This window comes from Psychrobacter sp. Arc9 (assembly GCF_041431295.1).
Lineage (GTDB): Bacteria > Pseudomonadota > Gammaproteobacteria > Pseudomonadales > Moraxellaceae > Psychrobacter.
In genome coordinates this window covers 167,668-181,079 of the sequence record NZ_JASMRK010000005.1, presented here as the reverse complement: position 1 = coordinate 181,079, position 13,412 = coordinate 167,668, and the positions used below count along the sequence as shown (strand labels likewise).

11 protein-coding genes and 1 pseudogene are annotated in these 13,412 nt (G+C 41.5%); 5 read left to right on the top strand and 7 right to left on the bottom strand.

Annotated elements, in window-relative coordinates; all coding sequences use genetic code 11:
- Window positions 1-140 precede the first annotated feature (140 nt).
- The 7 genes from QO187_RS04780 to QO187_RS04750 form a co-directional block, all read right to left on the bottom strand.
- The gene (locus QO187_RS04780) at window positions 141-989 is read right to left on the bottom strand and encodes an aldo/keto reductase (RefSeq protein WP_201579144.1); all 849 of its coding nucleotides are present in this window, start codon (window positions 987-989) and stop codon (window positions 141-143) included.
- A gap of 326 nt (window positions 990-1,315) precedes the next feature.
- The gene (locus QO187_RS04775; RefSeq protein ID WP_371547586.1) at window positions 1,316-2,293 is read right to left on the bottom strand and encodes a MetQ/NlpA family ABC transporter substrate-binding protein; all 978 of its coding nucleotides are present in this window, start codon (window positions 2,291-2,293) and stop codon (window positions 1,316-1,318) included.
- A gap of 170 nt (window positions 2,294-2,463) precedes the next feature.
- On the bottom strand, window positions 2,464-3,120 hold the full coding sequence (locus QO187_RS04770) for a methionine ABC transporter permease (protein WP_371547603.1): 657 nt from the start codon (window positions 3,118-3,120) through the stop codon (window positions 2,464-2,466).
- 49 nt (window positions 3,121-3,169) lie between these two features.
- Complete coding sequence (locus tag QO187_RS04765) at window positions 3,170-3,940, bottom strand: methionine ABC transporter ATP-binding protein (RefSeq protein WP_371547585.1); 771 nt, start codon at window positions 3,938-3,940, stop codon at window positions 3,170-3,172.
- Window positions 3,941-4,196: 256 nt separating this feature from the next.
- A complete protein-coding gene (locus QO187_RS04760) occupies window positions 4,197-6,335 on the bottom strand; it encodes an ATP-binding protein (RefSeq protein ID WP_371547582.1) in 2,139 nt (712 codons plus the stop codon).
- An 85-nt stretch (window positions 6,336-6,420) separates the two neighbouring features.
- On the bottom strand, window positions 6,421-7,143 hold the full coding sequence (locus tag QO187_RS04755) for a response regulator transcription factor (RefSeq protein ID WP_057761578.1): 723 nt from the start codon (window positions 7,141-7,143) through the stop codon (window positions 6,421-6,423).
- Between the two features lie 255 nt (window positions 7,144-7,398).
- Complete coding sequence (locus tag QO187_RS04750) at window positions 7,399-8,619, bottom strand: efflux RND transporter periplasmic adaptor subunit (RefSeq protein ID WP_371547579.1); 1,221 nt, start codon at window positions 8,617-8,619, stop codon at window positions 7,399-7,401.
- Window positions 8,620-9,302: 683 nt separating this feature from the next.
- Between QO187_RS04750 and pilG the strand changes: the two genes are divergently transcribed.
- The 5 genes and pseudogenes from pilG (at window position 9,303) to QO187_RS04725 (ending at window position 13,389) form a co-directional block, all read left to right on the top strand.
- Window positions 9,303-9,680 (top strand): twitching motility response regulator PilG, encoded by a 378-nt coding sequence (gene pilG / locus QO187_RS04745; RefSeq protein WP_057761576.1) that lies wholly within the window; start codon window positions 9,303-9,305, stop codon window positions 9,678-9,680.
- Window positions 9,681-9,859: 179 nt separating this feature from the next.
- Entirely contained in the window at window positions 9,860-10,222 is a 363-nt protein-coding gene (locus QO187_RS04740) for a PleD family two-component system response regulator (protein ID WP_057761573.1), read from the top strand.
- Between the two features lie 3 nt (window positions 10,223-10,225).
- Complete coding sequence (locus tag QO187_RS04735; RefSeq protein ID WP_160022438.1) at window positions 10,226-10,756, top strand: chemotaxis protein CheW; 531 nt, start codon at window positions 10,226-10,228, stop codon at window positions 10,754-10,756.
- 303 nt (window positions 10,757-11,059) lie between these two features.
- Window positions 11,060-12,346: pseudogene (locus tag QO187_RS04730) on the top strand (methyl-accepting chemotaxis protein); the annotation flags it as partial.
- Window positions 12,347-12,531: 185 nt separating this feature from the next.
- Complete coding sequence (locus tag QO187_RS04725) at window positions 12,532-13,389, top strand: protein-glutamate O-methyltransferase CheR (protein WP_371547576.1); 858 nt, start codon at window positions 12,532-12,534, stop codon at window positions 13,387-13,389.
- Window positions 13,390-13,412: the final 23 nt, after the last annotated feature.

Sequence of the window (13,412 nt, the reverse complement as noted above, 5' to 3'; positions counted from 1 at the left end):
GACTTTGAGTTTAAAGTCTAGATTGTAACGCATAAAAATACCCCAAAAGTTGTGTCCAACTTATGGGGTTCAGTTCAATTATCGGTGGCTTTTTATTTTGCTGCGTTTAGCTAATCAGTTAATCGTACTTATTAACCCTGTTAGTCATCCCATACTGGGCTATAGTCAGGGTGCTCAATTTTACGACCGTCAGAGCTGGCTAAGTTACCGATTTTTTCTAACTCATCTGCACTTAACTCAACTTTGATGGCATCTAGATTGCCTTGCAAGTGATCAGGGTTAGATGTTTTTGGAATAGCCACACGATGCTTGTCTGATAAGATCCAAGCTAGTGAGATTTGTGCTGGTGTGACGTTGTGCTTATTTGCAATCTCTTTAATCACTTCGTTATCAAATACATCACCACGCGCTAATGGCGAGTAGGCTTCTAGTAGAATATGATGATTATTCAAGAAGGTCTGCAATGTGTTTTGCTTAATAAACGGATGAAACTCTACTTGGTTCACGACGATAGGCACATCAGCATATTTCTTGGCCTCAATAATATTAGCGATATTGAAGTTTGAAACACCAATATGACGCGTCAAGCCTTGCTTTTGGAGTTCACACAGCGCAGGAATGGTCTCAGATAATGGCACGCGGTCATCAGGCCAGTGTAATAGCAACAGATCGACATAATCTGTACCCAAATCTTCCAAAGAACGTTTCGCCGCTGCGACCAGTTTTTCTGGCTCAAACTTCATATCATCTGGAAAAATCTTGGTAGTCAAAAAGAATTTATCGCGAGCCACGCCTGATTGTCTGATACCTTCGCCAACTTCCTTTTCGTTGCCATAAGCTTGAGCGGTATCGATATGCTCATACCCCATTTCTAACGCTTTTTTGACCACGTCTACGCAGTCTTGCCCAGTTGACTGCCAAGTACCTAGGCCTAGGATTGGGATATTTGCTTGTCCAGCGGTACGAATATTATAGTTTTTAGCGCTCATATTGTTATCCTTATTATGTGTGTCTTATAATTTTCATTAGTTTTAAATGTCATCAATAGTATGGTCTAACGAGTAAATTACTATTGAGCCTGTCCACTATAGAAAAAACCAAGGACAAGTGGAAGCGTGAGTGACGGTTTCCTACAAAGGGCAAACAGGCTGTAACGTGATTTTTGATAGTTATTTAATGCACAGTTAGTCTTTTAATAATGATGTTGGAAAAGAGCACTCCTAAAATGAAAGAAAAAAAACGCCCATCACTCTAAGTAATGGGCGTTTCTATTAATCATAATACCTAAAAAACTAGGTACTTTTAATCTAAAGTCTTACTGAGCAGCAGCTTCTGCAGTTTCTGGAGCGTCAGCACTTTCAGTTTTAGCAGCAGTGTCCATGTGTGCGCTATGATCAGTACCCCAGATTTTTGGATACTTGTAGCCAGGGAACGTTTCATGAGCATACTTTTTGAAAGCTTCTGAGTTGTAAGCGTTGGTCACATCTTCAACCCATTTTTTACCAGTATCAGCAGATTTGATCGCTGACCAGTTTACATAAGCAAAGCTTGGCTCTTGGAACAATGCTTCGGTCAATTTGATACCAGAGTCGGTAGCATAGTTACCATTGATAACCGCGAAGTCAACTTCATCACGTGCGCGTGGTAATTGAGCAGCTTCTAGTTCAACGATTTCGATATCGTATTTGCTGTTATCAGCGATATCTGCTTTTGATGCTGTCAATGGATCGATGTTGTCTTTCAATTTGATCCAGCCAAGATCATCCATCATTACCAAAGCACGTGCAAAGTTACTAGGATCGTTTGGTGCAGAGACACTCATGCCTTTGAATGCAGCGTCAAGGCTAGTCTTTTTACCTGAGTAGATGCCAAGTGGAGCCGTTGGTACTTGGAATACTTCAACCAAATCAAGGTTGTTTTCTTTTTTGAAGGTATCAAGGTAAGGCTTATGTTGGAAGATGTTGATATCCAAATCGCCTTCAGCTAATGCAAGGTTAGGACGGACATAATCAGTAAAAGCAATCAACTCAACTTCATAACCTTGAGCTTCAAGCGTGCTCTTCACTTGGTTACGAACCATATCAGCAAAATCGCCTTCAGTCGTACCGATAACGATTTTAGTATGGTCAGGATCGATATCGCTAGCGGCAGTTTCTGCAGTGGCACCCTCGGTTACTGGCTCTTTAGTCGCTTCTGGCGCTGATGCATTGCTGCAACCAACTAAGACTAGACCTGATACACCAACAGCAGCAAATGCGGTAGCCAACTGACGGCTGATATCTGTTAATTTCATAATATGTCCTTAATAATGAATGGGATTGAGTAAAACGTTTATCGTCTGAACATTAAAAAAGCAACATTATAAATAGTAATGCTGCTTTTGTTGTAAGAGCTGAGATAAGGGTTGAGTGTTGCCAAAAATAAACCTAGTCGCTCGTAATGTCAAGTATTCTCTAAAGCGGTTTAACGTTTGTCTAAACGATTGGCGAGCCAGTTACCAGAGGCTTGAATCGAGACGACCATGATGGATAGTACAATCACGATAAAAATCATTACCTCGGTTTGATAGCGATAATAGCCATAGCGAATGGCCAAATCACCCAAACCGCCACCACCAATCATACCAGCCGCCGCTGAATAAGAGAGCAAGCTGATACAAAGAATAGTGACTGACAATACTAAACCTGAACGAGCTTCATTAAGTAGTACTTTAATAATGGTAAAAGGTCGTGCACCCATTGATTCAGTGGCTTCGATAATACCGCGCGGCACTTCACGTAAATTTTGCTCGACCAAACGCGCAAAATAAAACGAACCAGCGATAGCAAGTACCAGTGATGCAGCAATTGGTCCGATACCCGTACCAACGATGGCCTTAGTAAACGGACTCATTGCAATCATCAAAATCACGAAAGGGAAGGCACGCATAAAGTTGGTAATACCGCCAAGCACACCGTACAACGTCTTGTTTTGCAAAAACTGTCGATCACTAGACAAAAACAAGAATACGCCAAACAGTCCACCGATGACGATTGCGACTGTGGTGGAAATACCGAGCATCACAAACGTATCAATAAACGCGCTTGCGATCTCTTTGCGTAACACAAGCAGCTTGTCTATAGAGGCGGATAATTCAGTACCAGTTAACATATCTATTTCTCCTGCCTCATTAGTCCTCGACGACTAGGCCTTTGCCAATCGGGGTGGTTGCTTGAATCAGACCGTCTCGCACATCCGCAACTTCTAATAGTTGTCCTTGATGCAATAATGCGGCGCGATCGCAAAGTCTACGAATAACACTCATCTCATGGGTCACGATGACGATAGTCACGCCAAGCTGCTCATTGATATCGCGCAGACAAGTCAGCAAACTACGGGTCGTTGCAGGGTCAAGCGCACTGGTTGGCTCATCGGCCAACAATACTTTTGGACTAGGGGCAATCGCGCGGGCAATACCCACACGCTGTTTTTGTCCACCTGATAGCTGCGCAGGATAGTGACCAGCACGATCGGTCAAATCAACAATCGCAAGACAATCCATGACGCGCTTATGAATGTCGCGACTTGGATAACCAGAGATTTTTAAGTTAAATGCCACGTTGTCAAAAACCGTTTGATTAGACATCAGATTAAACTGCTGAAAAATCATACCGATATTATGACGGGCAATGCGTAGCTCACTGGCAGACAGCGTGGTTAGGTCAGTACCAGCTATCACGACTTGACCCGAATCTGGACGCTCAAGCATGTTAATTAGGCGCAATAAGGTAGATTTACCTGCCCCTGAATAACCCATTAGACCAAAGATTTCGCCTTGTTTGATAGTCAGAGATGTCGGCTCAACAGCGGTAAACCAATGTGGTTTGCCGTCTTTGTCTTTGATTGATCGGTCGCTTAAAAAACTTTTGGTCACATCGTTTAAGACAATCATGTCATTCATGGAGGGCTCAAAATTTAATAAATTTTTTAATGGTTAAGAACGCGTCATCAGGCCTCTTTCAATATGTAAGAAGCTTGTCAAAACGACAACAGTCAATAACCGTATAATAAGGGGCGGTAATATAGCATATTATCAGGCACTTTGGATATGCACATACGTGTCTGGCTTATGATTAATAGCTATTAAGAATAAGCAGTTAAAATGGCAAGTGTGAAGGTGACAGCGTGATAGCTATCTATATAACGATGGGGATTGATTACTCGTGATAGTTGTAATGAGGGTCATGATGAATTGGGATGGTCACCAAAAATCTAGTATGACCATTTAAGGTATCTGTAATAATACGCCCTTGATGAGCGGTAACGATTTGTGAAACTAGGGATAACCCTAATCCAGAGCCTTTGTTTTTTTGCTGCAAACGTACAAATGGGCTAAAGACTTCTTCTCGCTTACCTTCAGGGATACCAGTGCCTTCGTCGATTACAGCCAGCACCGCATACTTTGGTAAAGGACGTTCAGGCTCAGTTTTGGCTTTCTTCATATGCTTAGCAAATAAGCCTTCTTTACGCACAACTGCGCTTGAGTTCTCATTATTTGAGCTATTAGATTTGGCATCATCTTTCGTATTGTTTGATCCGTTATTTTTAGTAGCGGTATCAGTAATAGATTTATCTGATTTTTGAGCGCTATTATCGACGAGAGTGCCAGCATTCGCGCTTTCTACGTTGCTTATAGAGTTTGTTTTAGCTACTTCAATCAAGCCAGCGTTGTCAGTATTATTAATACTATTAGCATCGTTAGCAAGATCAGTAGAGTCTGGAACAGCTTTCCAAATAACTTTCTTAATTCTGTCAGTTAATTCACTGGTAAAGCTGTAATAGTCAGCAAGTAGTGATGACTCGCTAGTAGTGGGTTGGGGTTTGCTAGCACTGTCTATCAAGCTTTCATCTGAAAGGCCGTTATCAATACTGACTTCATCATTGCTCTCGTTGCTCTCGTGGCGAGCAGCTATGTCTTCACCGTTTTTATAGATAGTCGGCGTTGGTAGCTCTGCTATTGAGTCAATCGTTTCGGATTTATTTTTATCAACCGAACTAGTAGCTTCCTGCTTAGCAGTTTGGTGTTCAATTACCTTGGCATCAGTGTTTTCTTCATAATCATCAAAGTCTAAACTGTTGTAATCGACAAAGCTGCTGCATAGCACTGTTTGTAATAGATAGTCAGGCACAGTTCCAGCTTCTTCTATGCTCTGAACACCGTATAGCAATACCGTAACAGGTGGCTTGCCATGTAGCATAGCGTTGGTAAGTAAGTTACGAATCAAATGAGTCAACATTGATGACTGACCATCTATTACGATGTGCTCACCAATCAGCGTGGCTTCAGGGTAATGCTGACGCTCTTGATTTACCAAATCGTATAAATCTAAGTTTTCAACTTGCTGTAAGGCATGACCTGCATCCAAACGACTAACCAGTAATATGCTTTCTACTAAGTCATTAAGACCTGACAAGTCTCTATTGATTGCTTGTGCACGTTTATCGAACTTTGCTTTGGTATCAGTTGGTAGCGCACCAGCCAACATATCCATCATTTCAATCTGTAGACGGATACGTGTAATCGGTGTACGCAGTTCATGAGAGGCATGTGCCAGTAGCAATTTATTGGCATCAATTAAGTGTTCAATTTTTTGTGCTGCTTGGTTGAATCCGCGTGCTAATGCAGCGATTTCATCATTACCACGCGCATTCACTCGCACCGTAAAATCACCATCACCCAATTGAGTCATTTGTTGGCTCATCTGATTGATACGCCAAGTAATGGTACGCGCAATCCACCAAAGTACCCCTGCCATGATAAGCAGCAGCAATAGCGTACCAGTAAATAAGTTTAGGGCGGCAGAGAGGACAGGTTTTTTAGGCGGCAAGCGTGATTCGTATAATAGCGTATAACCGGTGCTACTATAAACTTGGGCTTGCTTGGTTGGGGAGGTTTCGGCAAATGAGGGAAAGACGCGCGCTAATAGTGAGGGCGGCGCAGGCAATTCTAACGGCAAATCACTGTTGTCGCTTTGCATGAGCAAATGACCTTCATTGTCATATAGCCCCATTTTTGCTTGCAGTGATTCATCAAAAATATCAAAGCTTTTCTTGACCACCGCTAGCATAAAGCGCGCTTGTAAGCGGTTGTCTTTGCTGATGGAAATATTTAATTCGTGCAAGAATGGATCGATTTGACCCAAAATCTGTGTGGCTAATATCTCTGAGCGAATACCCGCATCTTTATCATGAACAAGTTGGGTCAACAGCACCATTGCTACAGCAAATAACGTAAGTGCCAGCATAACGCTGGCAAATAGTTTGGCAAATACGGAACGAAAACCCAATTGCTGCATTAAACGATCTCTATTATTAAACGCTTGTACCGACTCATGGTATAGAGTTTACACCATGAGTCAGCTAATTAGGCATCCTTTATGGTCATACCTGATCAGTAGCAAATTGATAGCCGACGCCGCGTACAGTAATAATACGCTTTGGCTGGCGTGGATTGTCTTCAATCAAAGCACGTAGACGCGAAATATGTACGTCAATTGCACGGTCAATGTTGTCTGAGCTGTCATCGTTTGGCATCGCTTGCCAGAGTTGCTCACGATTCAACACCTTGCCAGAATGAGTGGCAAAGTAATGTAACAACTGAAACTGATGCGTGGTTAGACGTACCGGTTGGTCATCGATAGTGACTTCATGACTATCAGGGAACACACTCAAACGGCCAAAGGTTAAGCTGTCTGATTGGCTATCGGCTTGATTTGGTTGCTCATGACGACGAATAACCGCACGGATACGAGCTAAAAGCTCACGTGGCTCAAAAGGCTTGGCGATATAATCGTCAGCACCCATCTCTAGCCCCAACACGCGATCAGTTGTATCGCCTTTTGCGGTTAGCATAATAATAGGCACTTTATTGGTCATGTTGTTCTTGTTGCCACGAATCTTTTGACACACTTGCATACCGTCCATATCAGGTAGCATAAGATCCAATACAACCAAGTCAATATCGCGCTCTTTGGTGTCTAATAAGTCGAGACCTTCTTGACCAAGACCAGCATGATGCACATCATAGTAGTTCATGGTCAAATAATCGCTGATCAGCTCAGCCAAATCTGGATCGTCTTCAATCAATAAAATCTGCTTACTCATGGAGTGTCCTCTAATTGTTATTGTGATTTATAAAAATATAACGTTTTCGGTAATGATGAGCTGTTGGAAATAATAAACAGTTAAACCTCAGCCTCTATGTTTTCAAATATAAAGAATAGCGCATAATTAAATATGAGTCGTATTTCAATACTCGGATAATGCTATATAGTAGGGTCATATTGCCTAATTATGCTGTTACAAAACAAGAGAAGCTTTGTTAATGTTTCTGCGTAATGTAACTGTCAGCATAAGCTATTATGACACAATAACTTTTTTACCTTTAGAATCAACAGGTAAGTCGGCCAAACAAATCAAGCTATCATTGCTAACACCAGCTATTAAATACTGCTGCGTAGTAGGGTCGTATTCAACTACCTCAATAGGTTGGCGCGTTAAACGCTGATCTTGTCCGATTATCCAAACATTTGCAGTCAATGGTTGTAGCGGCATATAAGGAGGAGTTTGCAACTCTGTCAGATCAACATCATGTAGCGCGCGCTTAGGTACGATAGTACCGACATCTATTTGACCATAATTGACGCGGCCTGTGACTTTCATATTTGGTAATAACTTATCACGACTTACTTCGTTATCAATGACATTAACATAGACCAAGAGCTTTTTGGGCTGACTGGTCGATACCAGTTTGCTGACCTGGCCCGTAAACTTGTCTGAGATACCTTCGGCGGTAAAGTTGACTGTTTGACCAACTGAGAGCTGTGGTTTTGCTTGTATAGGCAGGGTAGCCATAAAGTGCAGCTTGGTCTCGTCACTGATCTGTAGTAGAGACGCGCGCGCCGCCAACTGTTGTCCTGCATCAGCAGATAAGTTTTCTACTCGCCCTGAGAAACTAGCATGAATGGTAATCGAATTATACTGCGCATCTTGTTTAGCCGTATTAATGTCTGCATTTTGATTAGTGATGTTGCTATCAGTATCTATCGCAGAATTTGCTTCTAACGTTTTATCACTGTCAGTTTTTCTTACAACAGCGATATCTGCGTCTGGCGCAGCTTGTGCGGAGTTAGCATCAGAGTTTTGCGTATCTTCTTGATTGTTTTGATTAGTACCCCCTGATTCTGAATTACCTTGTTCAGGCTTTTTCAAATCTTCAGCTTTGCTAGCCGTGCCCGTACGTCTAAAGACAAGCAGTGGCGTGCCTTTTTCTACCCATTGACCTTCACTAACCAGTGTTTTTTCTATACGAATCGGATGTACCGCAACAAATGTGGTCTGCTTGATAGGTTCGATATTACCTTGTAATCCGAGACTCGGCTGATACCTTGAAGGTTTGATACTCAAGATATGTTCTGGCGTCATTGTGACACTATCACTTGTGATGATAAGTGGCGTGTCAGCGGTCTCTGCTTCAGTGTCAGTAACAGTCGATTCATTTACAGGTGACGGCTGACAAGCTGCGATAAATAGTACGCTGAATAAATAGAGGATTTTTCTTAAACGTCTAGAAGCTGTCATAGCAGTCACCATTGTAATCGTCATATTATTATATAGTGAATTGTAACGCGGTGGAACGACTGTAAGATATTTACTAAACTTAAGAAAGTTGATAACTCAGTATTGAGAAGAGTTGAAGTTATAGCTTTAATAAATAAGAACAGCTATTTGTAATACTAATGAGTTCGAACATAATTTTGCTAATTACTGGAAAAGCAATAATAACTGTGCTAAAACAAACACTATAAAATACATTGATACATTTTTATTACAAATGAAAATTATTCAGTAATATCATTGCCAGTTATATACAATACAGAATTATAATAACGCTGCCTTCTATTCACATTTCAATCTATTTATATGTTTAAAATTGGATTTATAGTTAATTGGAATAATTTTTATATTTGACTTTTTTATTAGATATTTGAAGGGTAAGTTAACCTATCCAAGGCACTTAAATAACGCTAGATTTTGTAAGATTAATAATAAAGTGCGTATAGTACGTTATATTGATACCGCGATTAGTCATTAGGCATCAATTGTAGAAGATTCGCTGTTATCACAAATTTCAACGCAGACAATGCAAATATAGGTACTTATATCGATCTGACAATAGATGATATAAAAGTTTAAAATAGCCAAGCAAACTTTGTATTGCTAGATAGCGTTACGAACAAATAGTCGTTTACAGGACAATGAGAATGGAAAATAATTTTGAAGGTTTAAAAGTAATGGTAATTGATGATTCAAAAACCATTCGCCGTACTGCAGAAACTTTATTACAAAAAGCGGGCTGTGAAGTAGTGACCGCTATCGATGGTTTTGATGCGTTAGCGAAGATTGTAGATAACAATCCAGATATTATTTTTGTCGACATTATGATGCCACGTCTAGATGGATATCAGACTTGTGCGCTGATAAAAAATAACCCTGATTATGCTAATAAACCGGTAATTATGTTGTCATCTAAAGATGGTTTATTTGATAAAGCACGTGGTCGTATTGTGGGTTCTGATGAGTATCTGACAAAGCCATTTAGTAAAGATGAACTTTTTGATGCTATTAATCAGTACCGTTAATCGAATAAATATAGACTTACAGGGAGTGATTGATATTATCGCTCCAGATTATTCAATACTGAATAACTATGATTAAAGAATCGCTACCAGTAGATTTATAAGTGCTATTTTTAATCATTTTATCTGAACCATATATCAATATATCTTCATAGATATTTTAGAACATAAAGGAACCTCCTATGACTACCGTTTTAGTCATTGACGACTCGCCATCAGAAATGGCGAAATTTCGCGATATGCTTGCCAAAAACAACTTCCAAGTGTTGGAAGCGACCAATGGTGAGCAGGGTTGCCAGATGGCAGCTGAACATTTACCAGATGTAATCCTGATGGATGTGGTAATGCCTGAAATGAATGGTTTTCAGGCCACGCGCAAGATTACCCGCGGTAAAACCACTGCTCATATCCCTGTCATCATGATCAGTACCAAAAACCAAGAAACAGATAGAGTTTGGGGCAAGCGTCAAGGCGCTAAAGAATATATGAACAAACCAGTTGATGAAAGTGGATTGGTCAATATGATTCGCAAAGTGATGGAGTAACTTGTGGCTTCTAGAGGATTTATTGAGCTTCTGCGTTTAGCAGATTTGGCACGCGCGCGCAAAAGCGGTCGCCGCGGTGGCCAAGAGTTTGATTGGCAAGGTGTGGTATTTGAAATTGGTGGGCAGCGCTTAGTTGCCCCTATGGGTCAGGTATCAGAGGTATTATCTATGCCAGAATATACTAGCCTACCTCTAGTAAAGCCATGGATGCTAGGTATTGCTAACATTCGTGGGCGACTATTACCTTTGACAGATCTGTCGCATTTTTTGCAAGTACCTAGTCGCTTGACACAAATGAGCCAACGAAAAGTTATCGTCATTGATTATGACAATAACTTTTCAGGACTGCTGGTTGATCAAGTACTTGGTATCGAACAGTTCACACAAGAACAGTATCGTCCAGAAGCCATAGATCCAGAGTCGCCATTTGCGCCCTATAACCATGGCAAGTTTTTCAAAAACGACCAAGACTGGTATGTATTTATGCCAAGTTTGCTCGCACAGGATCCTCAGTATTCAGATGCTGCGATATAGCCATCAACTATAAAATACCTGTCTATTGAGTAACGATAGAGAAATAGTGACTGACATAATGGGGTTCGATGTCAGCATTTATACAGGCTTTGCTAATCATTGTTTAGATAACAATACGATTGTCAAAGTCAGCCACAATTAGACTTTGATGACTGTTTGAAAGGAAGACGCAAGATGAGTGATGTGATAAAAAAACCTGTAGCTGGTATGTCCAAAACATCAGCAGATGGCAGAGATGCTGATAGTACTTGGAAGCTACTGTTAGGATTTTTTGTTCTATTAAGTTTGGCTTGTCTGATTTGGCTAGTTAATTCGCTATCATCGGTAAGTCAGTATTTCGATAGTTTCAATCAATCCGTTATCTTGCCAGCGGCTGTATTTGCAATCGGCGCATTAGGGATTGTGTTTGCTTTGTACCAGCTACTGAAACACCGTGGTGGATCAGAGCGATCACTTATTGAGAAAGAAACCTTGCGTCGTCGCCAAGAAGCAGAAGCTGAGTCTGAGCGAGCGCGTCAAATCCAAGAAGAAAACGAACGTAACCAGATCGCTATTCTACGTCTGCTTGATGAGTTGGGTGATTTGGCAGAGGGTGATTTGACTGTTAATGCGACTGTATCAGAAGATTTTACAGGGGCGATTGCTGATTCAGTCAACTTTGCGATTGACCAATTACGACAGTTGGTTTTGGTTATTAACAGCACTGCTGACCGAGTCTCACAGTCTTCAGAGCAAACGCAGATGAATGCTGTTGAACTGGCAGAAGCTTCTGAACACCAAGCACAAGAAATTGCTGGTGTATCGGCCGCTATTAATGAGATGACTGTCTCAATTGATCAGGTTTCAAACAACGCTGCGGAATCTGCAACGGTTGCCCAGCGTTCAGTTGCTATTTCTCACAATGGAGCAGAAGTTGTACAACGCTCTATTGAGGGTATGAACGTTATTCGTGATCAGATTCAAGAAACATCAAAACGTATTAAGCGCCTTGGTGAGTCTTCGCAAGAGATTGGTGATATCGTTGGACTAATTAACGATATTGCTGACCAGACCAACGTTTTGGCATTGAACGCCGCTATTCAGGCATCGATGGCAGGGGAAGCGGGCCGTGGCTTCGCGGTTGTTGCTGATGAGGTACAGCGTCTGGCTGAGCGTTCAGCAAACGCTACTAAGCAGATTGAAACATTGGTAAAAACCATTCAGGCTGATACCAACGAAGCAGTTATGTCGATGGAATCAACAACTTCTGAGGTTGTACGCGGCGCACGCTTAGCGAAAGATGCGGGTGAAGCACTAGAAGAAGTACAGAGCGTTTCTAATACTTTGGCTGACTTGATTCAAAACATCTCAAACGCTGCATTACAACAGGCTGAGTCTGCGGGTCATATTTCTCACACCATGAACATCATTCAAGATATTACCTCACAAACGTCTTCCGGAACGATGGCAACAGCCCGTTCTATTGGTGAGCTAAGTGAAATGGCAGCAGCACTACAGGAATCGGTAACAGGCTTTAAGGTATCGAACGACGACGAGCTAGTAGATTATGAAGTGTTAGATACGGAAGGCGCATTGAAAGAAAGCGTTTAGTGATTAGCTATTCTTTTAGAGCAAGCTTGACAGCATTTGATTGTTCTGCGTATTGAACAAATTTGCTGCTGTAAGAGTGATAAAAAGAAGCCGTAATCATAGTAGGTGATTTATCTAGCTTAAATAACGTTAATAAGCCAAATCATCTGCTTAATACAGTTGATCTGACATTGGGTAATACTTTGATGAAAGTCGACAGTTTGGATGTGCAGCGATGGCAGAACTACATAGAGCAAGAAACTGGATTTGTGCTGCCAGACATACAGCTACAGTGGCTGGCTAATGCAATTGACTGTACGGCTATGTCGAATGGATTGAGCGTTCAACAATTATGGTATCAATTATCGAAAAATGATGGGTTGCGTCAGCAGTTGCTAGATAAAGTACTCATTCATGAGAGTCGCTTCTTTCGACATAGACCCTCTATCGACTTTGTCACAAAGTATGCATTGCAGCATCATAAAGCAGGCAACATCGATAGTTTGTTTCGTATTTGGAGTGTTGGCTGCGCAAGTGGACAAGAAGCTTGGTCACTGGCCATGAGCTTGGCCGCACAGCGATGTCAAGACTATGTCATATTAGGGACAGACATCAGTGAAGAGGCTATTAAAAGCGCACGGTTGGGGCAATACGATAACAGGCAGCAATCTCTAATCCCGCAACCGTGTCAGCCGTTTGTTCAGCCGCTGCCTTCTAAGGGTACATTAAACAGATTGAAGCCTAGCACATCAGAAGCGGCTAATAGTATGCAAGAAAATTGGCAGGTAGCACCTGTATTGCAGCCATATGTCAATTTTTCTGTACACAATATTATTGAACAAAAACCACCCACTACGCATCTTCAGAATGTGATTATTTGCCAAAACATGCTGCTATATTTTCGTAAATTTGATCAGCGTGATATTTTGGCACGGTTATCAGAGCAGTGCGCGTTAGAGGGATATATTATATTGGCTCCAGGTGAGGCGTTGTTCTGGCGTCCTTCAAATATGCGCCGCATTGCGCACCCACAGGTTAATGTGTGGCAAAAAATTAGTGCCTAAATTAGTGCATAGACGAGTTAGGA